Source organism: Klebsiella sp. YJ (genome assembly GCF_002108615.1).
Taxonomy (GTDB): Bacteria; Pseudomonadota; Gammaproteobacteria; order Enterobacterales; family Enterobacteriaceae; genus Klebsiella; species Klebsiella planticola.
In genome coordinates this window covers 26,783-51,842 of record NZ_MTEG01000036.1, presented here as the reverse complement: position 1 = coordinate 51,842, position 25,060 = coordinate 26,783, and the positions used below count along the sequence as shown (strand labels likewise).

The 25,060-nt window shown below is 54.8% G+C and carries 35 protein-coding genes and 1 other RNA gene; 31 read left to right on the top strand and 5 right to left on the bottom strand.

Features of this window, described 5'->3' with window-relative positions:
* Window positions 1-155 precede the first annotated feature (155 nt).
* The 5 genes from BV390_RS26865 to BV390_RS26845 all read left to right on the top strand — a co-directional run bounded on the left by BV390_RS26865 (window position 156) and on the right by BV390_RS26845 (window position 1,594).
* On the top strand, window positions 156-344 hold the full coding sequence (locus BV390_RS26865; protein WP_045387397.1) for a hypothetical protein: 189 nt from the start codon (window positions 156-158) through the stop codon (window positions 342-344).
* A gap of 11 nt (window positions 345-355) precedes the next feature.
* The gene (locus BV390_RS26860) at window positions 356-589 is read left to right on the top strand and encodes a DinI family protein (RefSeq protein ID WP_085397538.1); all 234 of its coding nucleotides are present in this window, start codon (window positions 356-358) and stop codon (window positions 587-589) included.
* A 76-nt stretch (window positions 590-665) separates the two neighbouring features.
* On the top strand, window positions 666-923 hold the full coding sequence (locus BV390_RS26855; protein WP_085397537.1) for a hypothetical protein: 258 nt from the start codon (window positions 666-668) through the stop codon (window positions 921-923).
* Window positions 924-953: 30 nt separating this feature from the next.
* A complete protein-coding gene (locus BV390_RS31685) occupies window positions 954-1,133 on the top strand; it encodes a hypothetical protein (protein ID WP_085397536.1) in 180 nt (59 codons plus the stop codon).
* Window positions 1,134-1,297: 164 nt separating this feature from the next.
* Window positions 1,298-1,594, top strand: a complete 297-nt coding sequence (locus BV390_RS26845; RefSeq protein ID WP_085397535.1) for a hypothetical protein — start codon at window positions 1,298-1,300, stop codon at window positions 1,592-1,594.
* Between the two features lie 29 nt (window positions 1,595-1,623).
* Here BV390_RS26845 and BV390_RS26840 read toward each other — a convergent pair whose 3' ends face one another.
* Window positions 1,624-2,661: a phage portal protein gene (locus BV390_RS26840; protein ID WP_085397534.1), complete on the bottom strand. Its 1,038-nt coding sequence runs from the start codon at window positions 2,659-2,661 to the stop codon at window positions 1,624-1,626.
* Complete coding sequence (locus tag BV390_RS26835) at window positions 2,661-4,424, bottom strand: terminase ATPase subunit family protein (RefSeq protein ID WP_032696837.1); 1,764 nt, start codon at window positions 4,422-4,424, stop codon at window positions 2,661-2,663. The genes BV390_RS26840 and BV390_RS26835 overlap by 1 nt, the downstream gene beginning before the upstream one ends.
* A gap of 140 nt (window positions 4,425-4,564) precedes the next feature.
* On the opposite strand from BV390_RS26835, the gene BV390_RS26830 reads away from it, so the two are divergent.
* The 11 genes from BV390_RS26830 (at window position 4,565) to BV390_RS26785 (ending at window position 9,998) form a co-directional block, all read left to right on the top strand.
* Window positions 4,565-5,398, top strand: a complete 834-nt coding sequence (locus tag BV390_RS26830; RefSeq protein ID WP_085397533.1) for a GPO family capsid scaffolding protein — start codon at window positions 4,565-4,567, stop codon at window positions 5,396-5,398.
* A gap of 16 nt (window positions 5,399-5,414) precedes the next feature.
* Entirely contained in the window at window positions 5,415-6,467 is a 1,053-nt protein-coding gene (locus tag BV390_RS26825; protein ID WP_085397532.1) for a phage major capsid protein, P2 family, read from the top strand.
* A gap of 3 nt (window positions 6,468-6,470) precedes the next feature.
* On the top strand, window positions 6,471-7,124 hold the full coding sequence (gene gpM / locus BV390_RS26820; protein ID WP_032696840.1) for a phage terminase small subunit: 654 nt from the start codon (window positions 6,471-6,473) through the stop codon (window positions 7,122-7,124).
* A gap of 95 nt (window positions 7,125-7,219) precedes the next feature.
* Entirely contained in the window at window positions 7,220-7,684 is a 465-nt protein-coding gene (locus tag BV390_RS26815; RefSeq protein ID WP_032696841.1) for a head completion/stabilization protein, read from the top strand.
* Window positions 7,684-7,887: a tail protein X gene (locus BV390_RS26810; protein ID WP_032696842.1), complete on the top strand. Its 204-nt coding sequence runs from the start codon at window positions 7,684-7,686 to the stop codon at window positions 7,885-7,887. Before BV390_RS26815 ends, BV390_RS26810 begins: the two co-directional genes overlap by 1 nt.
* Window positions 7,888-7,890: 3 nt before the next feature.
* Window positions 7,891-8,106 (top strand): HP1 family phage holin, encoded by a 216-nt coding sequence (locus BV390_RS26805; RefSeq protein WP_004134639.1) that lies wholly within the window; start codon window positions 7,891-7,893, stop codon window positions 8,104-8,106.
* The gene (locus BV390_RS26800) at window positions 8,087-8,596 is read left to right on the top strand and encodes a lysozyme (RefSeq protein ID WP_032696843.1); all 510 of its coding nucleotides are present in this window, start codon (window positions 8,087-8,089) and stop codon (window positions 8,594-8,596) included. The genes BV390_RS26805 and BV390_RS26800 overlap by 20 nt, the downstream gene beginning before the upstream one ends.
* Window positions 8,597-8,600: 4 nt before the next feature.
* Window positions 8,601-9,029, top strand: a complete 429-nt coding sequence (gene lysB / locus BV390_RS26795; protein ID WP_085397531.1) for an Rz-like lysis system protein LysB — start codon at window positions 8,601-8,603, stop codon at window positions 9,027-9,029.
* Window positions 8,914-9,162 carry an Rz1-like lysis system protein LysC gene (gene lysC / locus BV390_RS31680; protein WP_227517255.1) on the top strand — a complete coding sequence of 83 codons (249 nt, stop codon included), beginning with the start codon at window positions 8,914-8,916 and terminating at the stop codon, window positions 9,160-9,162. Before lysB ends, lysC begins: the two co-directional genes overlap by 116 nt.
* The gene (locus tag BV390_RS26790) at window positions 9,125-9,556 is read left to right on the top strand and encodes a phage tail protein (RefSeq protein WP_085397530.1); all 432 of its coding nucleotides are present in this window, start codon (window positions 9,125-9,127) and stop codon (window positions 9,554-9,556) included. Before lysC ends, BV390_RS26790 begins: the two co-directional genes overlap by 38 nt.
* Window positions 9,549-9,998, top strand: a complete 450-nt coding sequence (locus tag BV390_RS26785) for a phage virion morphogenesis protein (RefSeq protein ID WP_085397529.1) — start codon at window positions 9,549-9,551, stop codon at window positions 9,996-9,998. Before BV390_RS26790 ends, BV390_RS26785 begins: the two co-directional genes overlap by 8 nt.
* Here the strand turns inward: BV390_RS26785 and BV390_RS26780 are convergent.
* Window positions 9,957-10,781 (bottom strand): DUF2971 domain-containing protein, encoded by an 825-nt coding sequence (locus BV390_RS26780; RefSeq protein ID WP_085397528.1) that lies wholly within the window; start codon window positions 10,779-10,781, stop codon window positions 9,957-9,959. The genes BV390_RS26785 and BV390_RS26780 overlap by 42 nt on opposite strands.
* 127 nt (window positions 10,782-10,908) lie before the next feature.
* Between BV390_RS26780 and BV390_RS26775 the strand changes: the two genes are divergently transcribed.
* From BV390_RS26775 to BV390_RS26705, 15 genes are all read left to right on the top strand, one after another.
* Window positions 10,909-11,481: a phage baseplate assembly protein V gene (locus BV390_RS26775; RefSeq protein ID WP_085397527.1), complete on the top strand. Its 573-nt coding sequence runs from the start codon at window positions 10,909-10,911 to the stop codon at window positions 11,479-11,481.
* Window positions 11,478-11,840, top strand: coding sequence for a GPW/gp25 family protein (locus BV390_RS26770; protein ID WP_085397526.1), 363 nt, complete (start codon window positions 11,478-11,480; stop codon window positions 11,838-11,840). Before BV390_RS26775 ends, BV390_RS26770 begins: the two co-directional genes overlap by 4 nt.
* Window positions 11,827-12,735, top strand: coding sequence for a baseplate assembly protein (locus BV390_RS26765; RefSeq protein ID WP_085397525.1), 909 nt, complete (start codon window positions 11,827-11,829; stop codon window positions 12,733-12,735). The genes BV390_RS26770 and BV390_RS26765 overlap by 14 nt, the downstream gene beginning before the upstream one ends.
* On the top strand, window positions 12,725-13,327 hold the full coding sequence (locus BV390_RS26760) for a phage tail protein I (RefSeq protein WP_085397539.1): 603 nt from the start codon (window positions 12,725-12,727) through the stop codon (window positions 13,325-13,327). The genes BV390_RS26765 and BV390_RS26760 overlap by 11 nt, the downstream gene beginning before the upstream one ends.
* A gap of 1 nt (window position 13,328) precedes the next feature.
* The gene (locus tag BV390_RS26755; RefSeq protein WP_085397524.1) at window positions 13,329-15,443 is read left to right on the top strand and encodes an SGNH/GDSL hydrolase family protein; all 2,115 of its coding nucleotides are present in this window, start codon (window positions 13,329-13,331) and stop codon (window positions 15,441-15,443) included.
* Between the two features lie 3 nt (window positions 15,444-15,446).
* A complete protein-coding gene (locus tag BV390_RS26750) occupies window positions 15,447-16,247 on the top strand; it encodes a hypothetical protein (RefSeq protein ID WP_085397523.1) in 801 nt (266 codons plus the stop codon).
* 9 nt (window positions 16,248-16,256) lie between these two features.
* Window positions 16,257-17,336 (top strand): phage tail protein, encoded by a 1,080-nt coding sequence (locus BV390_RS26745; protein ID WP_085397522.1) that lies wholly within the window; start codon window positions 16,257-16,259, stop codon window positions 17,334-17,336.
* Window positions 17,337-17,485: 149 nt separating this feature from the next.
* A complete protein-coding gene (locus tag BV390_RS26740; protein WP_085397521.1) occupies window positions 17,486-18,658 on the top strand; it encodes a phage tail sheath protein in 1,173 nt (390 codons plus the stop codon).
* A gap of 9 nt (window positions 18,659-18,667) precedes the next feature.
* Entirely contained in the window at window positions 18,668-19,183 is a 516-nt protein-coding gene (locus BV390_RS26735) for a phage major tail tube protein (protein WP_085397520.1), read from the top strand.
* A 52-nt stretch (window positions 19,184-19,235) separates the two neighbouring features.
* Entirely contained in the window at window positions 19,236-19,535 is a 300-nt protein-coding gene (locus BV390_RS26730) for a phage tail assembly protein (RefSeq protein WP_085397519.1), read from the top strand.
* A 14-nt stretch (window positions 19,536-19,549) separates the two neighbouring features.
* Entirely contained in the window at window positions 19,550-19,669 is a 120-nt protein-coding gene (locus tag BV390_RS26725) for a GpE family phage tail protein (RefSeq protein ID WP_085397518.1), read from the top strand.
* On the top strand, window positions 19,662-22,289 hold the full coding sequence (locus tag BV390_RS26720) for a phage tail tape measure protein (RefSeq protein WP_085397517.1): 2,628 nt from the start codon (window positions 19,662-19,664) through the stop codon (window positions 22,287-22,289). The genes BV390_RS26725 and BV390_RS26720 overlap by 8 nt, the downstream gene beginning before the upstream one ends.
* Complete coding sequence (locus BV390_RS26715) at window positions 22,286-22,771, top strand: phage tail protein (RefSeq protein WP_085397516.1); 486 nt, start codon at window positions 22,286-22,288, stop codon at window positions 22,769-22,771. Before BV390_RS26720 ends, BV390_RS26715 begins: the two co-directional genes overlap by 4 nt.
* A gap of 5 nt (window positions 22,772-22,776) precedes the next feature.
* Entirely contained in the window at window positions 22,777-23,865 is a 1,089-nt protein-coding gene (locus BV390_RS26710) for a phage late control D family protein (protein WP_369804374.1), read from the top strand.
* A 66-nt stretch (window positions 23,866-23,931) separates the two neighbouring features.
* Complete coding sequence (locus tag BV390_RS26705; protein WP_085397514.1) at window positions 23,932-24,150, top strand: ogr/Delta-like zinc finger family protein; 219 nt, start codon at window positions 23,932-23,934, stop codon at window positions 24,148-24,150.
* Window positions 24,151-24,198: 48 nt separating this feature from the next.
* On the opposite strand, the gene BV390_RS26700 is transcribed toward BV390_RS26705, so the two are convergent.
* Both BV390_RS26700 and ssrA read right to left on the bottom strand, forming a co-directional pair.
* Window positions 24,199-24,570: a hypothetical protein gene (locus tag BV390_RS26700; RefSeq protein ID WP_085397513.1), complete on the bottom strand. Its 372-nt coding sequence runs from the start codon at window positions 24,568-24,570 to the stop codon at window positions 24,199-24,201.
* A gap of 96 nt (window positions 24,571-24,666) precedes the next feature.
* Window positions 24,667-25,031: a transfer-messenger RNA gene (gene ssrA, locus BV390_RS26695) on the bottom strand.
* Window positions 25,032-25,060: the final 29 nt, after the last annotated feature.

The following is a 25,060-nucleotide window of genomic DNA, read 5'->3' as shown; positions in this document are numbered from 1 at the left end:
GTGGAGCGGTTCACCGCCAGACACCCGAGGCAGGAGCCCGGTGCGTAAATCGCGCACGCCGGGATCTGTGCGGGGGGTATCCGGTAACGGGTATCCCTACCGCGACGGTTATTTATACAGCATCACCGTATCCCGTAGTAAGGTCAGGAGGGGAAATGCAGGATTATCTTTTGGAGTCGTTGAAACTCCAGCGTATTGATTTTTTTATCAAGCTTGTAGCGGCTAGTGAGTGCAGCGATGAAGAGAAGCGACTTGCTATTCAGTGGGTTTCAGAGTTGACCGATGAACTAATGGCGAAAATTCGCAACCATGAATACGGGCGGTCAATGGACGTTTCCAGTTAAGGGGAATCTCTATGCGTGTCGAAATAATGATTGATAAAGAACAGAAGATAAGCCCTGCGACACTGGTAGCCCTCGAAAACGAGCTTTACCGCAACCTGTGCCCTCTGTATCCCAAAACCACGATCCGCATTCGAAAAGGTAGCGCCAATGGCATCGAGTTAAGCGGGTTAAAACTGGATGAAGATAAAAAGCGTGTAATGGAAATAATGCAGCAGGTCTGGGAGGACGATAGCTGGATGCATTAACCAGAACCTGGCGAGGCGGTAAAACTGGCTTTTAGCGCCTGCCGGGTTGAACAACGAGAGAAGCGAGGCGTTAGTTATGGGAAACCATGATAGCAACTACCAGATTGTGTATCGGGGTGAGATGCTGGAAAGATACGAGCCGGGCGGCTGGGTGTTTTTCCAACGCCAGAAGGAATGCGGCGGCGGGTATTGGCTTGGCCGGACGTGTGACGGAGTATTTATTATGGAACTCGAATACCCGGTATCACTCCACGATGGGATCGTATACCTCAATCAGTTAACGTGCGTCTCTGCAAATTTCATGGATTTTGACGAGGATTTTACATTGACATGATGCTGCACAGGGAGTGCATGACCATGCCGCATGAATCCGCATGATCGTTTGAGGATCGTTTTAGCTCCGGCCCGCCAGTTCTGGCGGGCTTTTTCGTTTCTCATGCAGGTGCATGAAAACCACTACACAAAGCGGGCAGGCGTGGCGGGGATACGAGCGCGCGCAAGGGGGGGGAATGGTGAAAATCCGGTGCATTTTCCGGGCCGCTGACAGGCGGGCGGGGGGAAAGGATAAGAACGGGGTGGCAAAAAATAGCACTTCGCAAAATATGGCTCAGCTACTCTAAATGGATGTATCGAAGTTGACGGATCTTTGTAAGCGTTATATTTAGATTGTGCTCTCAGATAGAACTAAAACATTATGAAAGGATTTTTATGAAAACGACATACAGCTATGACTTTCAGTACTTGCGTAAAGGGGAGCAGCGCCCCGATGATGATGGAGAGGTCGTTGGGTGTAATTCAGATGATAACCCACTGTTAATGCTACCTAATGTAGGTGACTACATCTCGATCACGAATAAAGGAGGGCGTGCGCAATTTGATGGAAAAGTAAAAACAAGGTTGTTTTCATATATCCGTATTGATGATGACCATGTCCATTGTTCAATTTGTATTGTGGTTGAGGAGGTTGATATGGATCAGATATGGGGAACATTAATTAAAGAATAAAAAAAACGCCTGCAGTCGCAGGCGTTTCTTTAGTTGTCGGTAATGTCCAGCGTATAGGGGTCGAATCGGATCACCTCTTCTCCCAGCCACTTGTTCAACTCCTGCAATCGCTTCTGCAGTGGCATCAGCTCGTTGCGGACAAAGACGCGGCTGGCCTTTTCCACGTCACCGAATCCGCCGGTATTATTGGGGATGATGCCCATCATCTGCGGGGGGACGCGGTGCGCCGCCATCATGTCATCACGACTTACGTTTTTGATATTCAGAAACTCATCCTTTGCTGCCACCTCTGACAATGGAATGATCTGGATGCCGTCTTTTTTCCCGTTAGGGGAGTACATAAACAGGTTGCGGAAGTTCCCCGGTCCTTTGGCGCTTTTCATCGCATGGCGGATGTTGTTCACGTCCTCCTGATTCTGCGCCGCGTCGGTCATGTACATGATGAACCCGGCGTGACTGCCATTAATGTAATACTTACGGCGGAACAGCGTAGCGGACTCGTTGAGCAGGGTTGAAGGGATAGCGGAGAGGTAGCCGGGAAGTCCGTAGATTTCCTGGTTAATGTCCGGCTCCATCAAGTGAAAGATGCTGCCTTTGGTGAACTCATACGGCTGGGTAGTCATGCCATATTGCACGAACCAGTAAGTATCAAGGTCAACCCCGCGTCGGGTGTATTTCGCCAGTGATGGCTCCAGCGAAAGAATACCGCCGAGTCGGTTAGTGCGTTTCTCCAGGTAAGCGTTACCAAATACCAGATAATCCTGAACAAAACGGGTAAAAGCCTGCTGGCTAAGCAGTGGGTGCGGGATGTAGGTGCTGCTGAGAATGTCGCGCTTAACGGCAATCGGTGAGCTGTGATGCACGGCGGCACGGTAGGTGCGGGCCAGTCCGTCAAAACTCACTGGCGGCTCATACCACCTGTCCATCTGCACGCACTCCACATAATCCAGCAGTTCGCGGCGGTCCAGTACAGGAATGGGATCGCCAAAGCTGAACGCCTGGGTAGAGGCTGTATTATTGGGTTGTACGTCAGGTGGCATTGCATCCTGTGCGGTATTCTCAGTCATTAAAAAATCTCCACGATATTGCTTGTATTGGCGGCTTCGCCCTGCAGCGGTTCGTTAAATAGTGCGTGCATCGTTGCCCAGGCCAGATCGGCGTGGCTGGCTTCTTCGCTGCGGCTGGCTTCATAGGTCGGACGGTTGCCGCTGGCAGTGGTGGCACGGCGGATAGCCATAAATGACTGCGCAATGTCAGTGTGCCCGGCGTCAAACTCCAGGCGGCGGTGGCTGATAATGTCGTATGCCTTGAGCACAAGGGCGTTTTTGACGTTGGGGTTATAGACAAACTCCCGGACGGCGGGGAAAAAGGCTTTCACGTTTTCGTAAACACCATGACCGACGCCGGTAGAGTCAATGCCGATGTAGGACACGTTGTACTGCTGGGTCAGTTTGCGGATAGCCTCCGCCTGAGCGCGGAAATCCATTCCGCGCCACTGGTGGCGCTCAAGGATGCGGAACTTACCGCCGGGCACCGTTGGCGGTGCAATCACCACACACCCGGCGCTGTCACCATTTTGGGTGCCTTTTGCCGGGTCATATCCGATCCAGACCTCGCGCCAGCCAAACGGACGCAGGGCCAGCGCCTGAAAATCTTCCCAGACCTCCCAGCTGTCCACCATGCAGGCCTGCAGTTCAGACAGCGGGAACACGGACGCGAGATCATCAAGAAACTCGCACATCAGCAGGTTCTGGTATTCGTCCGGGCTGTATTCCAGTCGCAGCTGGTCCAGATCGAACAGGTTACAGCCGCCGCGCACGGCATCTTCTACCGTCACGATCTGCCGGAACTGACCATCAGCACACAGCAGGCCCGCCGCCAGCGCGGAGTGAGTTAGATCGATATCGACACGGTCCGATTTTGAACGACCACGGTTATACAGGGCACCAGACCAGAAGGGATAAGCGCTGTGCGTCAGGCTGGACGGCGTAGAAAAATAGGTTTGCCGCCACCGTTTGTGCAGTGCCATGCCAGAGGCGACTTTTCGCAGCTCCTGGAATTTCGGGATCCAGAAATATTCATCAAGATACAGGTTGCCGTGGTAGCTCTGCGCGGTGCGGGCGTTGGTCCCCAGAAAATACAGCGTGGCACCGTTCGGAAGCACCATTGGATCGCCTCTGAGTTCAACATCGACCTCTTTGGCAAACTCAATGATGTACTGCTTAAACATGTGCGCCTGGGATTTACTGGCTGACAGGAATATCTGGTTTCGGCCCGTCACCAGGGCATCTATCAGCGCTTCATGGGCAAAATAGTACGTCGCCCCGATCTGGCGGGATTTAAGCACGTTGCGGATACGGTGTTTATTACCGGCTTCCCACCAGTGGCGCTGATAATCGAACATTGAGCTGTGGAAAATCTCCTGCAGCTTTTCGATCTGTTCGTCGCTGAACAGGTTTTTTTCAGGAGGTTTGCGGGGGCCACGGTTGCGGTTTTCCACATTGGGGTTTAAATCGGCCTCGTTGCCGCCGTTGTTAAATTTTCCGATGCGGGCGTGGCGTTCAGACTGACGCGCCAGCAGGTCAATCTCCTTAAAGTCTTTCCCTTCTTTGTGCTCCTTCATGATCAGCTGGCAATACCGTGCGGCGGTGGTGAGCTGCATCTGGTCAAGCGGGCCATAGCTGCCCCACTTATCGCGCTTTTTCCAGCTGTGAACGGTTGCGGCTTTCTCGCCCAGCATTTCAGCAATGCGGGCTATGCGGTATCCCTGAAAATACAGCAGTAGTGCCTGCCTACGGGGATCGAGGTCTGCGGGGGTCATCGTTTCCATGGGACAAACATACGGGCTTGCCAGAAGCCTTTCCCCGGCTGGCTTTTGTGTGGTTTACCGCACAAGGTCTGCGCGTTGTTTCACCCCCTCCATCACAGCAACCATAAGACCTCACTGAGTTATTTGATGGAGTCGCTCAAATGGCAGTTAAAGCAAAACGCTTCCGCATTGGTGTGGAAGGGGCAACAACCGACGGGCGCACCATCGAGCGTGCCTGGCTGGAGCAGATGGCGGCGAGCTATAACCCGCAGGTCTATACCGCGCTGATTAATCTGGAACACATCAAGGGCTACACCCCGGACAGCCCATTCCGCCGTTTCGGGACCGTCGATAAGCTGGAGGCCGAAGAAATTACGGACGGCCCGCTGAAAGGGAAAATGGCCCTGTATGCGTGGATCACCCCGTCAGATGACCTGGTGGCGTATACCCGCAAGCTGCAAAAGCTGTTCACCTCGATGGAGGTCAATACCAGCTTTGCCGATACCGGCAAGGCGTACCTGATTGGCCTTGCAGCGACTGACGACCCGGCAAGCCTGGGTACAGAAATGCTGCAGTTTAGTGCCAGCGCAAAAAGCAACCCGCTGGCAGGCCGTAAACAGAACCCGGAAAACCTCTTTACCGCCGCAGAAGAAACGCTGATCGAGTGGGAAGAGGTCCAGGGCGAAAAAACCTCCCTCTTTGCCCGCGTCACCGCGATGTTTACCAAAAAAGAGCAGACCGATGATGCGCGTTTCTCTGATGTGCATCGTGCTGTTGAGCTGGTCGCTACTGAGCAGCAGAGCCTGAGCGAGCGCACCGATCAATCCATGTACGCGCAAGGTAAGCGCATTGCAGAGCTGGAAACCGCACTGCAGGAGCAGCAGACCGCCTTTTCTGCGCTGGAACTGAGGCTGAGCCAGGAAGACAGCCGCAAAGATTATCGCCAGCGTGCGCCAGGTGGTGAAGCACCTGCAGGCACCCTGACCAATTGCTGATGGAGCATAAGAACTCATGAAAAAGAATACCCGTTTTGCCTTTAACGCTTACCTGCAGCAGCTGGCGCGTCTGAATGGCGTGGAAGTCGAAGAGTTATCCAGTAAATTCACCGTTGAACCGTCTGTCCAGCAGACGCTGGAAGACCAGATCCAGCAGTCCACGGCATTTCTGACCATGGTTAACGTGATTGGTGTGGCGGAGCAGTCAGGCCAGCTTCTGGGCCTGGGCGTCGGTAGCACCATTGCCGGGACCACTGACACGACCACGAAGGAGCGCGAGCCAACTGATCCCACTGAGATGGTGGATGTTGAGTACAAATGCGAACAGACCAACTTTGATACGGTACTGACCTACGCAAAACTGGATATGTGGGCGAAATTCCAGGATTTTCAGGTGCGCATCCGTAACGCCATCGTGAAACGTCAGGCGCTGGACCGCATCATGATCGGGTTTAACGGTGTGAAGCGTGCCAAAACCTCAGACCGTGCCGCAAATCCGTTGCTGCAGGACGTCAACAAAGGCTGGCTGCAGAAGGTCCGAGAAGATGCCCCGGATTGTGTGATGGGCAGTACCACGGCAGAAGATGGCACCACCACTGCAGACCCGGTGAAGGTCGGCAAGGGAGGTAAATATGCCAACCTGGATGCGCTGGTGATGGATGCCGTTAATGAGCTGGTTGACCCGATTTTCCAGGACGATGCGGAACTGGTCGTGATCTGCGGGCGTGAGCTGTTGTCCGACAAGTATTTCCCGCTGGTCAATAAAGACCAGGAGAACAGCGAAAAGCTGGCGGCTGACATGATTATCAGTCAGAAACGCATGGGCGGCCTGCAGGCTGTTCGCGCCCCGTCATTCCCGGCAAACGCCGTACTGATCACCCGCCTGGATAACCTGTCCATCTACTGGCAGGAAGACACCCGCCGCCGTTCGGTGATTGATAACCCGAAACGTGATCGCATTGAAAACTTTGAATCCGTCAATGAAGCGTATGTGGTGGAGGATTACCGCTGCGTGGCACTGGTGGAAAACATCACGATTGGCGATTTCAGCGCCGGTGCCGGGGAGTAACGCATGAGCCTGAGTCCCGCACGGCAGCACCGCCTGCGCGTTCAGGCTGAACAGGCCGCCCGTCAGGGCGGCAGTGTTCGCCATGCGTCAGGGTATGACCTGATGCTGCTGCAACTGGCTGAAGACCGCCGCCGCCTCAAGGGGGTTCAGTCCACCGTGAAAAAGGCACAAATCAAGGTGGAGCTGTTACCCAAATATACCGCCTGGGCGGATGGCGTACTGGCAGCCGGTGGAGCGCAGCAGGATGACGTGCTGATGTTTCTGATGGTCTGGCGTATCGATGCCGGTGATTTTGCCGGTGGTCTGCAGATTGCAGCCCACGCGCTCAGGCATGGCTGGGTGATGCCGCAGGCGCTGGGCCGTCGCAACGTGCAGACCGTTATCGCCGAAGAGCTGGCAGACCAGGCAGAAGCCGCGCAGCGCATGAAAGCAGATTTTCCTGCTGACGTGCTGCTGCAGGCGCTTTCACTGACGGATGCACTGGATATGCCGGACCAGTCACGCGCCAGGCTGCATAAAGCCATCGCCGCTGTGATCAGCGAGTCCAGTCCGGCAGCAGCGTTAAACCACTACAACTTTGCACTGCAGCTCGATCCCCGTTGCGGTGTAAAGAAGGACAAAGAGCGGCTGGAGCGACATTTGCGTAACAGTCACTAACGGAACGTGCCCCGCGCACGGGCGGCACGGGATGGCGACAGGCATTGCCTTATCAAAATCCCGTCCACCGCCCACTTTTTCAGGAGAAAACCCGCATGAAGTTTGTTGCGCCAGAGCAGGCGCCGGAACAGGCGGAGGTCATCAAAAACACCCCATTCTGGCCCGATGTGGATTTGTCGGAGTTTCGCAGCGTGATGCGGACGGATGGCACGGTGACGTCGCCGCGTCTCGGGCAGCTCATCCGGTCCGCAATGTCAGAGGTCAATGCGGAGCTGTACGACTTCCGCAAGCGCCAGCAGGCGCTGGGGTTTCAGACACTGGCAGACGTACCGGCGGAAGAGCTGGACGGCAAAAGCGAGCGCATCCACCACTACCATAACGCTGTGTTTTGCTGGGCGCGTGCGCAGGTGAATGAGCGTTACCAGGACTACGACGCCACGGCATCCGGCGTCAAACGAGGTGAGGAGCTGGCGGAGGCCAGCGGTGATCTGTGGCGTGATGCACGTTGGGCAATCAGCCGGGTGCAGGATGCTCCCCACTGTACGGTGGAGCTGATCTGATGAAAGTGCGTGCGTACCAGGGTGACACGGTGGATGCGCTTTGCTGGCGTCATTACGGGCGCACGCAGGGCGTCACAGAGCAGGTACTGCAGGCAAATCCGGGGCTGGCTGAGCATGGCCCTTTTTTACCTCACGGGCTGCAGGTGGAGCTGCCGGATATTGCCACCGCTACCACGGTGCAGACCGTCCAGTTATGGGAATGAATTATGACGCTTGAACGGATCAGCGCCTTTATTACGTACTGCATCGCTGTGCTGCTGGCGTGGATGGGCGATTTATCGCTTAAAGACGCCTCTACGGTGGGAGGTGTGCTGATTGGTCTGCTGATGCTGGCGATCAACTGGTATTACAAACACAAAACTTACCAGCTGCTGCGCGGCGGGAAGATTACGCAGGGGGAATATGAATCCTTCAATCGTTAAGCGCTGCCTGGTGGGGGCAGTGCTGGCCATCGCCGCCACGCTGCCCAATTTCCAGCAGCTCCACACCTCTGTGGACGGGCTGAAGCTGATTGCTGATTACGAGGGATGCCGCCTGCAGCCGTACCAGTGCGACGCTGGCGTGTGGACCGATGGCATCGGTAATACGTCGGGCGTGGTTCCGGGGAAAACCATCACAGAGCGGCAGGCGGCGGGGAACTTCATCACCAATGTATTACGGGTAGAAGCCGCCCTGGCGCGGTGTGTCCTGGTAAGCGTGCCGCAGTACGTTTATGACGCCCTGGTGTCGCTGGCGTTCAACGTTGGCACGGGCAATGCCTGCAGCTCAACCATGGTGAAGTTTATCAATCAGAAACGCTGGCGCGACGCCTGCTATCAGCTGCCGCGCTGGGTATATGTCAAAGGCATATTTAATCCGGGGCTGGATAACCGTCGCGGGCGTGAGCTGGCCTGGTGTTTAAAAGGAGCATAAGGGAATGACGCGCACGCTGGCAGTAATTCTGGTTTTGGCACTGGCGGCGCTGGGCTGGCAGTCATGGCGACTGAATGAGGCCAGCCACACCATCGATCAGCAAAGTAGCGACCTGAAAGCGAAGGGAGAAAAGCTGGCAAAAACAAACAGCCAGCTGATCGCCTTGTCCATCCTGACCGAAACCAACAACCGGGAGCAGACGCGGCTTTACGCGGCGGCAGAAAGCACAAACGCGCTGCTGCGAAGCCGTCAGCGCCGGATTGAGGAGCTAAAACGTGAAAATGAGGATTTGCGCCGCTGGGCTGGTACTCCTTTGCCTGCTGACATTATCAGGATGCGAGAACGTCCGGCCCTCGCCGGAGGTGCAGCTTACCGTGAATGGTTGTCCCAGGGTGACACAGTGCCGCCTGGAAAAGTCAGCGGCACGCACTAACGGTGATTTGCTGACGGCGCTGGATGAGGCAGAGGCCGCCTGGTCGGTCTGTGCCGACAAGGTGGATACGATAATTTCCTGCCAGGAGAGAAACAGTGAACAAACCTCAGTCCTTACGCCTCGCCCTGAATAAAGCCGTGGCGTATGTCCGGGACAACCCGGACAAGCTGCATTTGTTCGTCGATAACGGCTCAGTGGTGGCTACCGGCGCAGCGTCGTTGTCCTGGGAGTATCGCTATACCCTGAACGTGGTGATCGTGGATTTCAGCGGCGATCAGGGGTTGCTGATGGCTCCCGTGCTGGCCTGGCTGATGGACAACCAGCCTGATGCTGTCCATAACCCGGAGCTGCGCGAAAAGCTGTTTACGTTTGAGGTGGATATCTTGCGCAATGATGTCTGCGATATCAGCCTGAACCTGCAGCTGACAGAGCGCGTGATCGTCAGTGCTGACGGTGACGTGTCCAGCGTCGAAGCCGTGCCGGAACCGGAAGAACCGGACGAAATGTGGGTGGTGAGCCGTGGCTGAGCTGCAGGAAGTTGACGCCTGGTTAGATGCGCTCCTGGCGGGGCTGGAGCCTGCCGCACGTAAGCGCATGATGCGGGAGCTGGCGCAGCAGCTGCGCCGCAGCCAGCAGAAAAATATCCGGATGCAACGTAACCCGGACGGCACGGCATACGAACCACGCCGGGTAACAGCCCGGACGAAGCAGGGCCGCATCCGGCGGCAGATGTTTGCCAAACTCCGCACCACAAAATATCTGAAAGCCGTCGCCAGCCCGGACTCTGCCAGTGTCGAATTTGAGGGCAGAGTGCAGCGCATTGCCCGCGTTCATCACTATGGCCTGCGTGATCGGGTCAGCAGAAAAGGGGCGGAGGTGAAGTATTCAGAGCGCCGCCTGCTTGGTGTTAACAATGAAGTAGAGGAGTTAACTAGAGATATCCTTCTTCGTTGGATTATTGGGGGGTAAATATTGTGAAGCGATTTGCTCAATAGCTTCATCTATAGATATTTTAATGAAGGCCCACTCGTAAACATCAAAAAAACAAACGTAAACTTGGCAGTTAGGAAGTTGCTTGTTTATTTTTTTACGCATTAATACTAAGTAATCATGCTTATAAGCATTTCTGATGCCGATGTAAATTTCTTTAATACTGGATTTTTTTATAGACTGAATTTCACCTTTGCATCTAGAAATATTTCTCACCACTCTAACTTCCTCCTCATATGACCAATAGGAAGGTTTGTAAAGGAAGGTTCGCTGGAGTGCTTCTAAGAAATCAGGATTGAATTGAAAATGCATTCCTTCAAAGAAGTTTTGGTTCTCAGAGTTTATATAAGGGTTGTGGGGTTTAGTTGATGCATAAATGACACTCCCATATTTTGCTGGAATGACATTCATGCCGTCATTGTTTAGTCCTGCTTCGTTTGCATCAATGCCAAAAACCACCCCGGCATGTGAGCCATTATCTTTATCGATTCGAATGCCTTTTTTATCATCATAATTTGTGCCCTTTCCATAATGTGCCCACATAAGAGGGTTCATTGGGGCTCGTGTCAGAGATAAAATCCCATATGACATAGAGGCAGCGCGGAATTTTAAAGTTTGGTTTTTGTATTCTTCCTCTGAACCATAGTGTAAACCAGTTAATTCAAATGGATCATTTAGTGATGATGCTCTGGAAAATTTTAATGTTGAATTTTGAATGATTAATTCAGCTGTATCAGAGTCAACATATTTATATAAAATCATTTTTATCCTAAGCGAGCACGCATTTCTATTAGTTCATCTAGATCTCGATGTTATCCCTTAATTGTAAGAGATACCAGACAATGCAGGTTAGTTTTGTGATTGCTCGCGGTAATGCAATCTTGCCCTCATGAATGCTCAATTAACCGAAATTATGCGCCTTATCACCAATCTGATCCGCACCGGCATCGTGACCGAAGTGGACCGGGACGGCTGGCTGTGCCGGGTGAAAACAGGCGATCTTGAAACCAACTGGATTAACTGGCTGACCTACCGTGCCGGGAAGTCGCGCACGTGGTGGTGCCCGTCACCGGGTGAGCAGGTGGTGCTGTTCAGCCTCGGCGGCAATCTGGAAACGGCTTTTGCCCTTCCGGCCATCTACTCCAACGCGTGCCCGCCGCCGTCAGACTCTGAAAGCGCGGATGTGACCGAATACGAGGATGGCGGCTGGTTCGAATACGACCCTGCCACCGGGCGCTGGATTATCCGGGGCGTTAAAGCCGTGCTGATTGAGTCGTCGCAGCTGGTTTCCTGCAAAACAGGGGAGTTTGTGATCGAGGCCGACACGACCCGTATTAACAGCAACGTGATCCTGAATGGCGATGTGACTCACGGCGGCGGAGCGATGACGTCAAACGGCGTCGTTGCTGATAAGCATAAACACCCTGGCGACAGTGGCGGAACGACGGGAGGTCCATTTTGACGCTTTATATCGGGATGAACCGCGACACCGGCAAGACCATTACGGAAACGGATCACCTGCGTCAGTCCGTGCGGGATATTTTGCTGACCCCGCAGGGGAGTCGCCTTGCCCGTCGGGAATATGGCTCCCTGTTGTCCGCGCTGATTGACCAGCCGCAAAACCCGGCGCTGCGCCTGCAGATCATGTCTGCGGTGTACGTCGCGTTGCAGCGCTGGGAGCCGCGGCTGCAGCTCGACACCATCACGATTAACAGCAGCAGCATGGATGGTTCCATGGTGATTGAGCTGGCAGGCCAGCGCAATGACGGCGTGCCTGTGTCCCTTTCCGTATCGACAGGAGCAGACAATGGCCGTTATTGACCTTTCCCAGCTGCCGCCGCCGCAAATCGTGGATGTGCCGGATTTTGAAACCCTGCTGACAGAGCGTAAGGCGGAGTTTGTCGCGCTCTATCCGGCAGAAGAGCAGGAGGCTGTGGCCCGTACCTTAACGCTGGAATCGGAACCCATCGTAAAGACGCTGCAGGAAAATGTGTACCGGGAGCTGCTGCTGCGCCAGCGAATTAACGAGGCGGCGAAAGCTGTCATGGTGGCCTATTCCGGCGGGGATGACCTGGACAATTTAGGCGCGAATAACAACGTACAGCGCCGGGTGATTACGGCTGCAGATGACACCACCACGCCGCCCACGGAGGCGGTAATGGAATCGGACGCAGATTATCGCCAGCGCATCCCGGCGGCATTTGAAGGGATGAGTGTTGCCGGACCAGTGGGAGCCTATGAATATCACGCGCTTAGCTCGGATGGGCGGGTGGCGGATGCGTCGGCGTTCAGCCCGTCACCGGCGGAAGTGGTGGTGACGATTCTGGCCCGCGACGGCGATGGCACCGCGTCGGATGATTTGCTGCAGGTGGTCGGGGATGCCCTGAATGATGAAGCCGTGCGCCCTGTGGCAGATCGGGTGAGCGTCCGCTCTGCTGAGATTGTCCGCTATGAAATCGACGCGGTTCTGTATGTCTATCCCGGTCCGGCAAAGGAACCGATTCTGGCGGCGGCGAAAGCGCAGGGTACGGCATATATCAACGAGCAGCGCCGCCTGGGGCGTGACGTCAGGCTGTCCGCGATTTATGCCGCATTGCACGTGCAGGGCGTGCAGCGTGTCGAGCTGATGAAGCCGCTGGCTGACATGGTGTTAGATAAAACCCAGGCGTCCTATTGCACCGACTTTAAAGCAGAGATTGGTGGCTCTGATGAATAGCCTGTTACCGCCGGGATCGTCCGCGCTGGAGCGCAGGTTGGCGCAGGCCTGTTCTGGAATCAGCGATTTAAACGTGCCGCTTCGCGATCTGTGGAACCCGTGGAAATGTCCGGCAAAGTTCCTTCCTTATCTGGCGTGGGCTTTTTCTGTGGACCGCTGGGAGGAAACCTGGTCAGAGACGGTAAAACGTCAGGCGGTCAGTGATGCGTTCTGGATACATCAGCGCAAAGGAACGGTGGCGGCAGTTAAGCGGGTGATCGAGGGGCTGGGTTATTCAATGACCCTTGAGGAGTGGTGGAAAGTAGCCGACCCCGCCGGGACGTTTCGGCTTGAGATTGACCTGAACGAAATCGGCATAACGGAGCCGATGATAAACGAGCTTGAGCGAATTATTGGTGATGCAAAGCCAGTCAGTCGGCATCTGGCACAAATGACACTAACCGCAGGAGTCAGAGGGCAGGTATGGCTGGGGGCTGCAATATTTGACGGTGAAGATATTAGCGTTTATCCGCCGGGATACGAACCAGAAGACAGTATTCACTACGACGGCCAGCAGTTCTATTTCGGCAGCGTTAATTTCTCAGGAAAATAGCATGAATATTACAGAAAAAACTCTGTGGGAGAGTTCGATTTACCAGCTTTCCCGCGCAGACAAAGTGGAAGGCGGGACGAAAGGCGCTGCAAATATCCAGGCCCAGCAACTTGCAAACCGCACACAGTTCCTGAAGGTGCTGATTGAGGGTATTTCCGATTACAGGGAATACACGTTCTTTGAAACCGAAGACGATCCAGACGGTACCATAGCGGGATTAGCTGGCACACCACAAGGTAAGCTGTTTCGCGTTGCCCTGGGCGAGGGTGAAACGCTGGCGTTTCGTTATTTCCTGAATGATGGTGGCGTTGCCAGGGCTGTTACGGGGTTGCTCGGTCAGGGAGCGATTATCAACAGCGTCCGTTTCTTCCCGTCGCTCCCTCTGGCTGAGAACGATTTATCTGCGGGAAATATTCCAGAGGGTGGCAATTGCTGGGTGATAAATCATAGCGACTCATCCCTTGCAGATGAGTACGCGAATGTTTCTGGCGCGCTACAGCAGACTGGCCGAAAAATGCTGTCTCAGGAAGCTATTGAAGCCGCCCTGCAATTGATTGCAAAGCTGACCTCAAGCGGATTTGTGGATGACAACTTTTTCCCCTTATTCGTCGATGGCGGCGGTAGTGTTCCGGCCTGGTGGGATGACGGTTTCGCCGTTTCAAGAGTCGCTATGTCTCTGTACCAGATGATTTATACGGACGTTCGCGCGCGTCTGGGGGATTCAGTTAATACCGGGGTTAGCGGTGTGAATAACACCTTCTTCCCCCTGGCCGTAGATGGCGACAATAATATCCCCTTGTTCTGGGATAACGGTTTTAACGTGTCCATGATTTCTGAGGGGTTTCAGCAAAAAGTCTGGGCTTACATCAACGCCATAATTGAAAAGGCCCTGAATCAGCGCATACCGCTGGTTGATCCCTCCTTCGTTCCGGGAATGACTGACGCTGCCGATTCTGTCCCGTTCTGGTTCCAGGACGGCGAGTTTGACGCGACGGGTATCGGACCAAACATCCGGGGCATTTTTGCCCGGTGGTATCAACGGCGTATGTACACCGCCGCTTATAACATTCCGCTGCATACCGACGGGCGAACGCTCTGGCGCTGGAAAGCGAAGAAAGCGCAACTCAAAGCGGGTCTGGCTGTCCGCCCCCACTTCATGCTGACCGGCGACAGCTGGACGCAGAATAACGAACTGGCAACCTCTATTGCGGGACTACTGCACGCGGATTATGGCGATGCTGGTTTAGGCTGGCGTACCGTTAACTACGGTGTTGCGCGGGACGGTTCGAATATTTTTCGCTCTGCCGGATGGGATCTGTACGACTCCTCGCCGACCAGCGGAGCACCGCTTTATGGCTGTGGTATCGACGGGCAGTCCATCAATACCACGACGGCAACCGCCTACTTTAACGTGACTAACGTCCGCTGTACTGATTGCCGGATTTATTACCAGGATCTGAACGGGCGTTTTCAGTATGGCTACGACGTCGGCGGGGTGACGCAGTGGGCTGAGGTTGTCTGCGGGAATACCGGCCTGACGAAATCGGTATTGCTGACGGGTATGCCGGATGAGGCCAGAACCATCTACCTAAAAACCGATGGCAACGCCGGGCGTGTTGCTATCCACGGATTCTATCTCTGGCGCAGCAGCGTGGCAGGATGCGTAATGAGCAAAGCAGGGAACGCGGGGATTCTGGCGGACCAGTTTCTGTTGTTCTCCGACAAAATCGCGGAGTACCTGAGCACGATGCAGCCGGACGTCATTTGTATCATCATCGGGAACAACGATTACCGAATTTCGGAATCGACAGCCACATTCCGTACCGCGCTGCAAAAGTATATGGCCGCCTGTCGCGCCGTGCTCCCTGACGTGGGATTTATCCTCATGGCACCACCGCGTACAAACGGAGCGGCGGCAACGCCACTCGTTGATTTCCGCGATGTGATGTACGACCTCTCGCAGTCGCTGAACTGCGAATTCTTCAGTATTTACGACCTGTTTGATACCTGGGATGAAATGAACAGTCTGGGCTGTTTTCTTGACAACCTGCACCCCAATGCAGTGGGCGGCAACATGATTGCATCCACCCTGAATAATGCACTGATTAAAGGCTGAATTATGACAAATGAAATTTACGTTCCTAAACTCGGTGACGTCGTTATACCGGGAACGCATCCGAAAAAAGGGCACTTCATGCAGCCAAACCTGCCTGTCACTGCAGGGTTAAAGGCGATGTATATCCACGGCGGAACCTCAGAACTGAGCATGAGGAACCGCGCTGACAATTCCGCCCCGCTGACAAAGGTCGGAGCGCCTGCAATCCTGGCTGAATTTGGGGCGGTCTGTAGCTTTGGTAACTGCTTTGATACCGGGAAGGTCTCAACAAAAAACCAGACGCACATCGTGATCTGCAAACCGGTAAAGCCGACGGCGGCCACCGAACAGCAACAGGCATTTATGATGGGGAACTACAGCTATTCAGGCGCACCGGCAGTGTATCGCGGTGACGGTCTGGCTTTTCTTTTCTCCGGGCAAAGCCTTTACGGTGCGTTCGTGGAGGACGGCGGCGTTACCCCTACCAATATGATCAACTACTTCAGCGCAGCCTATGACGCCTCAAAATGGGCGGCATTTGTCGAGCTGGTTGATGGTGATAACAAAATTGCCAGAATTGGAGCGCGGCAGGGCGGCGCGCTTGCATGGCAGAACTCGCGGGCGCTGACTGACCGAACTGCATATACGGATCGCACAATTCGCATCGGCTCTCATCATGCACCTGCAGCCTATCCGGCGGGAGCGGCTATTACGATGGGTATGGAACTGATTTTCGAGACAGCACTGACGCAGGCGCAGGTTGCATCGGTTATCGACAGCGTTAGCGCGTATCTCAATGCAGCCTGGGGGATCTCTGATCTCTGAGGGGAAAACATGGTCACGAAATATCACGCAATAATGACAAGTCGGGGGGCGGAAAAGCTCGCCGCTGCGGCTCTGACAGGGGAGACCGTAGGCTTTTCGCATATGGCCGTTGGCGATGGCGGCGGAGCGGCGACAGCACCCGATGAGAGCCAGACGGGTCTGGTTAATGAAGTTTATCGCGCCCCCCTGAATCGCCTGGTCATTGCCGACAGTGGCGCAAATATCATTCGCGCCCAAATGATTATCATGCCTCAGGTTGGCGGTTTCTGGCTCCGCGAGGCGGCACTTTATGACGAAGACGGGGACTGTCTGGCGGTTGCCAGCCTGCCTGAGTCATATAAACCCCTGCTTGCCCAGGGTTCAGGGCGACTACAGTCAGTAAATCTCTATATCGGAGTCAGTAACACCTCAGATGTAGAACTGAAGGCTGACCCGTCCGTCATTCTGGCAACTGTAGAGGAGGTTGATCGCGCTAAGGGGGAGGCAAAAGACTATACCGATAAGGTTGCAGGACAGCTTGATGTGGATATTCAGCAGGTGATTGCTGATGCGATAACGGCGGCAAAGCGTGATTTCTGGGAAGATGATAACCCCGTTGGTACGACGCGATTTTTTAGTCAGAACCTTAACCCCAATGAGCGCTGGCCGTGGTCGCAATGGGTGTACACCGGCGAAAATAAAACGATCCGCATCGGCAAGGCTGACGGTTCGAACGTCGGGCAGACCGGCGGCAGCGATACCGTCACACTCCAGCAGGCTAACCTGCCAGCCGTGCAGATTAACGTTACCGGCGAAACCAGCGAGTCACAGGGACAAGAGCTGACAACCAGGGAGGCAGGGCGACATAAACACAGGGGCGGGATGCTCGCTCCGGGTGAAGTCTGGGATGATAATTATGTTGTTGGTTCGGATAATGACAGCCGGCGCACCCGAAATTACACGGATGAGGCGGGAGACCACGCTCATATTGTCGATTTACCACCGCACAAACATTCGACAAGCGGCAAAACCGACAACCTCGGCGAAAGTAAATCGTTCAGCGTGGTGGAAGCCCACACCCTGCTGATGTGCTGGAGCCGCGTCGCCTGAATATCCCGATAAATTCCTGAACAAATCAGCCCCGTAACGGGGCTTTTTTTCTGCCTGCGGTTGTATCAACCACGGTACAACGCCCATCAACGGCTTGCGGTGAATGATTTCCATACCATGGGTGAACCCCTAAACAGGAGATTCATTCCATGGCGCAAGACTACCACCACGGCGTGCGCGTTGTAGAAGTTAACGACGGCACCCGCTCTATCACGACGGTAAGCACGGCGATCGTGGGCATGGTGTGCACCGGCGATGATGCCGATGCCTCCATGTTCCCGCTCAATAAGCCGGTACTGCTTACCGATGTACTGACCGCCAGCGGCAAAGCGGGCGAGTCCGGCACGCTGGCCCGCTCGCTGGACGCAATCGCAGACCAGGCAAAGCCTGTGACCGTAGTGGTCCGTGTTGCCCAGGGCGAAACCGAAGCGGAAACCACCGCTAACATCATCGGCGGCGTGACCGCTGACGGTAAGAAAACAGGCATGAAGGCGCTACTTTCGGCGCAGTCGCAGCTGGGCGTGAAGCCGCGCATTCTCGGCGTACCGGGCCATGATACGCAGGCCGTATCCACTGAGCTGCTGAGCGTGGCGCAGAGCCTGCGGGCCTTTGCCTATATGTCGGCCTACGGATGTAAAACGGTGGAGGAGGCGATCACCTACCGTGAAAACTTCAGCCAGCGTGAAGGGATGCTGATCTGGCCTGACTTCATCAACTTTGACACGGTACTGCAGGCGGATGCGACCGCCTACGCCACCGCCCGCGCCCTTGGCCTGAGGGCCAAAATCGACGAGCAGACCGGATGGCACAAAACCCTGTCTAACGTGGGCGTCAACGGCGTTACTGGCTTGTCTGCGGATGTGTTCTGGGACCTGCAGGACCCGGCAACCGATGCCGGACTGCTGAACCAGAACGACGTGACCACGTTGATCCGCAAAGACGGGTTTCGCTTCTGGGGTTCCCGCTGCCTCAGCGATGACCCGCTCTTCCAGTTTGAAAACTACACCCGCACCGCGCAGGTGCTGGCTGACACCATGGCAGAGGGCCATATGTGGGCGGTGGATATGCCGCTTAACCCGTCGCTGGCCCGCGACATTATCGAAGGTATCCGCGCAAAAATGCGCAGTCTGGTGAATCAGGGCTACCTCATCGGCGGTGATTGCTGGATTGATGACAGCGTTAACGACAAAGACACCCTGAAAGCCGGGAAGCTCTGGATCGATTACGACTACACGCCAGTCCCGCCACTGGAAAACCTGATGCTGCGCCAGCGCATCACTGACCGTTACCTGGTGGATTTCACCACCCGCGTTAGCGCATAAGGGGGAGCAATGGCCTTACCACGCAAACTTAAACACCTGAACATTTTTAACGCTGGAAACAACTGGATGGGTATTGCCGAATCGATCACCCTGCCGAAATATTCCCGCAAGTTAGAGAACTATCGCGGCGGCGGCATGCCCGGTTCTGTCGGTATTGATCTGGGGCTGGATGATGGGGCACTGGATACGGAAATGACCATCGGCGGCACTGAAGCGCTGCTGTTCAAACAGATGGGCAAGGCCACGGTTGACGGGGTGCAGATGCGCTTCACCGGCTCTATCCAGCGCGATGACACCGGCGAGGTGCAGGCCGTAGAGCTGGTTGTGCGCGGACGCCACAAAGAGGTGGATTCCGGCGAGTGGAAAACCGGCGAGAGCAACACCACCAAAGTGAGCAGCACCAACTCCTATGCGAAGCTGACCATTAACGGCGAAGTGCTCTATGAGGTCGATGTGATCAACATGATTGAAATTGTTGACGGCGTTGACCTGATGGAAGAGCACCGTAACGCCATCGGCCTTTAATGCAGCACTGGCGCGGACTTCCGTGCTAGCCACCCCATAACAGGAAAAGAACATGAGTGAGAAAACAGAAGCAACGGTGAAGCTGGATAGCCCGATCAAGCGCGGTGATACCACCATTACGGAAATTGTGCTGCGTAAACCGCAGTCCGGCGCACTGCGCGGAACACGCCTTCAGGCAGTGATGGAAATGGACGTGGCCTCTATGATGACCGTGATCCCCCGCATCTCCACACCAACGCTTACCCCGCAGGAAATGGCGGACCTTGACCCGGCAGACCTTGCCGCAATGTCGATGGAGGTTGTCTATTTTTTGTTGCCGAAGTCGGCGTTTGCAGATTTGCCGACAGCCTGACGGTAGATGACCTGGTGGCGGATATCGCCACGATCTTTCACTGGCCGCCGTCCGTCACTGAAGTTATGCCGCTTACAGAAGTGCTGGAGTGGCGGCACAGAGCGATAATGCGAAGCGGGGCCAGCGATGAGTGATAAAAACCTGCGTCTGCAGGTGGTTCTGAATGCGGTTGATAAACTCACCCGCCCTTTAAAAATGGCGCAGGCTGGCTCTAAGGAGCTGGCCTCTGCCGTCCGGCAGACCCGCGAACAGCTGAAACGGCTGAACGATGCGGGGGGCCAGTTAAAATCCTTCGATCAGCTGTCACAGAGCCTGAGCCGGACCAGTACCGAACTGGACCAGGCGCGGCTGCGTGCGCAGATGATGACCCGCGAAATGTCAGCCCTCGAATCCCCGACGAAAAAGCAGACGGCGGCGCTTGAAACGCAATGGCGGGCCGTGTCACGTCTGGAGCAAAAGCAGCAGCAGGAAACGCGGCAGATGGCGGCAGCCAGGGCGGAGCTGTACCGCCTCGGCATCTCTGCGGGCGGCGGTGCCCGTGAAACGGCACGCATTACCCGCGAAACGGATCGCTATAACAAACAGCTGGCAGAGCAGGAGCGGCGCTTGCGGGATGTGGGCGAGCGACAGCGCAAGCTGAATGCGATCAGGGCCAAAGCTGACAAGATGCGCGACGTGCGTAACAGCCTGGCGGGGAACGGGGCAGGAATGATGGCGGCTGGAGTGACAACGGGCGCGACACTGCTGGCACCCATTCGCGCCTATTCGGAATCAGAGAACGCCGCTAATCAGCTGGCAGGCTCCATGATGGGGCCGGGCGGAAAGATAGCGCCGGAGTTTCTGCAACTGAACAAACTGGCGATCGCCCTGGGTGACCGGCTGCCCGGCACCACGGCAGACTTTCAGAACATGATGACCATGTTACGCCGTCAGGGCATGTCTGCGCAGGTCATCCTGGGCGGGCTGGGTGAGTCGGCGGCGTATCTCGGCGTGCAGCTGCAGATGGCACCGACGGATGCCGCAGAGTTTGCCGCGAAACTGCAGGACGCCACGCAGACCACCGAAAAAGACATGATGAGCCTGATGGACGTGATCCAGCGGGGTTATTACGCGGGCGTTGACCCGGGAAATATGCTCCAGGGGTTTGCAAATATCAGCAGCGCAATGGAGATAATCAAAAAGAGGGGATTGGATGCTGCGAAAACTTTCAGTCCGCTTCTGATCATGGCTGATCAGGCCGGTATGGCTGGCGAGTCAGCGGGTAATGCCTACCGTAAAATTTTTCAGGCCACGCTGGATGCCAAAAATATTAAGGGCGTAAACGACGAGCTGAAAGCAAAAGGTATCAAGTTTGATTTTTCCGATGGAAAAGGCGGATTTGGCGGCCTGGAAAAGATGTACGCGCAGTTAGAAAAGCTTAAAAAATTAAATGATGAAACAAAACTTGCGACGACGAAAGCCCTGTTTGGTAATGATAATGAGGTGCTAAAAGCGCTGAATACTATGATGTCAAAAGGCATGGCGGGCTATCGTGAAACCGTCGCCAAACTGGAGAGCCAGGCGACTCTGCGCGAGCGCGTCGATGCGTCCCTTAATACCCTCGGCAACAAATGGGAAGCCGCTGGCGGCTCGTTTACTAACGCCATGGCGAGTATTGGCGAAACCGTCGCGCCGGTACTGAAAAATATTGCTGACTGGTTAGGTGATCTGGCGTCAGCTCTCGACGGGTTTGTTAAACGTCATCCACAATTGACGGCGGCGCTGTTCAAAATTGCGGCGGTGTTTGCCGTTGTCGCTACCGCGGCGGGCGTGTTGTCGCTGGCGCTGGCATCCATTCTGGGGCCGATGGCGATAGTGCGTGTGAGTGCCGGGGTTCTGGGCCTTAAATTTGCCTCTGCATTTGCCCTTATCACGAAAGTGATTGGCGGTGCGGGACAGGCCATTCTGTGGCTGGGTAGGCTGATGATGGCTAACCCCATTCTGGCGATAATTGGCCTCATCGCGATGGGAGCCATCTACATCTGGCAGAACTGGGAAACGCTGGGGCCGAAGTTTAAAGCAATGTGGGATGCCATCTCATCCGGGGTGACAGGGGCATGGGCTGTGATTAAGCAGACCATCAGCAGCAAATGGGATGAAATTCTGAGTGATGTTGCTGCGCTGCCCGCGAAGTTTAAAGCGGTGGGCGGCGCGATCATTGATGGCATCCTGAGCGGTATCAATGAGAAGTGGGAAATGCTCAAGAGCAAGCTGGCATCGGTGAAAAGCTACCTACCGGACTGGATGACCGGCGGAGACAAATCACCAGGCGCACCTCAGCAGAAAGGCGCTGGCGGATTCTTTGCGGGGATGTATGACAGTGGCGGCTATATTCCACGCGGGCAGGTGGGCATTGCTGGCGAGAATGGCCCGGAGCTGATTAACGGTCCTGCCTATGTGACCAGCCGCCGGAAGACGGCGGCGCTGGCGTCCGTTGTGGCCGGAATGATGGGGGGAGCTATGCCCGCAGAGGCCGCGCCGCTTCATCCAATGAGTCTGCCAGCAGCATCATATCGCCCTGCAGCAGATAAACCGGCAGGCACGCGGCCGGTATTCCAGTTTGAAACCCAGGCACAAATTATTATCCAGGCGCAGCCGGGACAGAGTCCGCAGGATATTGCGCGGGAGGTCGCGCGGCAGCTCGATGAGCGCGAGCGCCGCATGAGGGCTAAGGCCCGCAGCAACTTCAGCGATCAAGGGGGATACGATTCATGATGATGGTTCTGGGCTTGTTTGTCTTTCAGCTGCGCACGGTGCCCTATCAGCAACTGCAGTATCAGCGGAACTGGCGGCATGTGACCAACAACCGCGTTAATCGCCGTCCTACAACGCAGTTTTTGGGGCCAGATAACGACCAACTGACGCTGTCCGGCGTCCTCATGCCGGAAGTTACCGGCGGCCGGTTGTCATTATTGGCACTGGAGCTAATGGCGGAGCAGGGAAAGGCCTGGCCGCTGATCGAGGGTGGCGGGACCATCTACGGTATGTACGTGATTGAAAACCTGAGCCAGACGAAAACGGAGTTTTTCGCCAGCGGTGAAGCGCGAAAAATAGAGTTTTCGCTGGGCCTTAAGCGTGTTGATGAGTCGCTGTCCGAAATGTTCGGCAGCCTGAGTGACCAGCTTAGCAGCCTGCAGGATTCCGCAGCGGCAGCGGTAGGAAATATCAGAAACACGGTGGGAGGATTACTGCAGTGAGTGAGATGACCGATTTACTCAATCAGGGCAGTAAGATACCGGCCTTTCGCATCGTAATTGAAGGAAAGGACGCAACGCAGACGTTGGATAAGCGTCTGCTGGGTATGACGCTGACCGACAACCGCGGATTTGAGGCTGATCAGCTCGATCTGGAACTGGACGACGCCGACGGCCTGGTGATTATGCCGCGTCGTGGCGCGGTGATTTCTCTGGCGCTGGGCTGGAAAGGCGAGCCGCTGTTTTCAAAAGGGGAGTTTACCGTTGATGAGATCGAGCATAGCGGCAGCCCGGATCGACTGACAATCCGTGCCCGCAGCGCTGATTTCAGGGAGACGTTGAATGTCCGCCGGGAAAAGTCCTGGCACAAAACGACGGTAGGCGAGGTGGTGAAGGAGATTGCCACGCGGCACAGCCTGAAGGTTGCCATCGGTAATGATGTGGCGGCGCAGGCTGTGGATCACCTGGACCAGACCAACGAAAGCGACGCCAGCTTTTTGATGAAGCTGGCGCGGCAGTACGGCGCGATTGCCTCAGTTAAGGACAGTAATCTGCTCTTTATCCGGCAGGGGCAGGGGAAAACAGCCAGTGGTAAACCGCTGCCGGTCATCACTATTACCCGTAAGGACGGTGACAACCATCGGTTTAGCCTGGCGGACAGGGGGGCGTATACCGGGGTGATCGCGCACTGGCTGCATACACGGGAACCGGCAAAAAAAGAAACGGCTAAGGTGAAACGCCGCCGGAGGACGACAAAACAAAAAGTGCCGGAAGCAAAGCAGGGGGATTACCTGATCGGGACGGATGAGAACGTGCTGGTTTTGAACCGAACCTATGCGAACCGCAGTAATGCAGAGCGGGCTGCAAAAATGAACTGGGAGAGACTACAGCGCGGCGTGGCCTCATTTTCTCTGCAACTGGCAGAAGGCCGCGCGGATCTCTATACGGAAATGCCCGTAAAGGTCAGCGGCTTTAAACAGCCCATTGATGATGCGGAATGGACCATCACGACGTTAACGCACACGGTCAACCCGGATAGCGGATTTACGACCAGTATCGAACTGGAAGTGAAAATTGATGATCTCAATATTGAATAATTGGTTCTCGATATTGATATTGTGTATTATTAACGCAACTTCAGAGGCAGCGGCGGAGAAACGGATATGATGAATTGTCCTAAATGCGGACATGCGGCACATACACGAAGTAGCTTTAGGGTAACGGACCAGACAAAAGAGCGTTATTGTCAGTGCCAGAACATCAATTGTGGAGCCACCTTTATCACCCATGAAACCGTAGTACGGTTTATCATGACACCGGGTGTAATTGATAATGCCCCGCTGCATCCGACGTCAGGGGGGCAGGGGCATATGAACTTCTAAACCAATTCAAAATGCCTATGAATGGCACCAACTAATAAGGCCATGATGTCAAAACTGAGTGGCATCTTCGATGTAGATTTTCGTTTTATCAGAGTTCATAAAGCCCGCGTTTTTACATTCAGCGCCACCCGCATTGATTTTATAACCTTGATCGCGCGTGATATTCACAAGCGTGATTTTTTTAATCGTCTCAGGCTTCCATTTGTTCATGAAGAAATCAGTACAAATACTGTCAAGGAACGAATGGGCCATCTCTTCAGTAACTTCAGGTCTGCCGTATCTAACTGTTAACTCGCCTTTTTCAAGGCTATGCGTCCTTGTTTGAAAGATAGCGATAACATTCTCAATGGAGCTTGGGATTTTGTCAGCTAAGGCATTGCATGAGGTTAAGAGTAACAGTATCAAAAGTGATTTTTTCATATCGGTAGTCCTTTGCATTGATAAATGTCTGCCGCCATTTTGCCGCCAATGTTCAAAAAAAAAGGGTTACGTTTTCACGTAACCCTTTGTTTTATTTGGTGGAGCTGGCGGGAGTTGAACCCGCGTCCGAAATTCCTACATCCTCGGCACTACATGCTTAGTCCAGTCTTTACATTCGCTGGCCAGCTGCGGACGGACACGCCACTGACAAACTAGCCTGATTAGTTTTAACGCTTCAACCCCAGGCAGGGCTTCCACGCGATCTCTTTTGGGTTTGACCTCTCTTTATTCCCCGTCTTAAGAGCGGAAGCTAGGGAGAGAGGGCTCTTAGCAGGTTATTAAGCTGCTAAAGCGTAGTTTTCGTCGTTTGCGACTATTTTTTTGCGGCTTTTTACGAGGCCAACCGCCCCTCGGCATGCACCTTGGGTTTCGCGAATCCCGTCGAATCCAGAATCAGCCCCAATGTGTTAAGGCGAGTATAACAGATTTG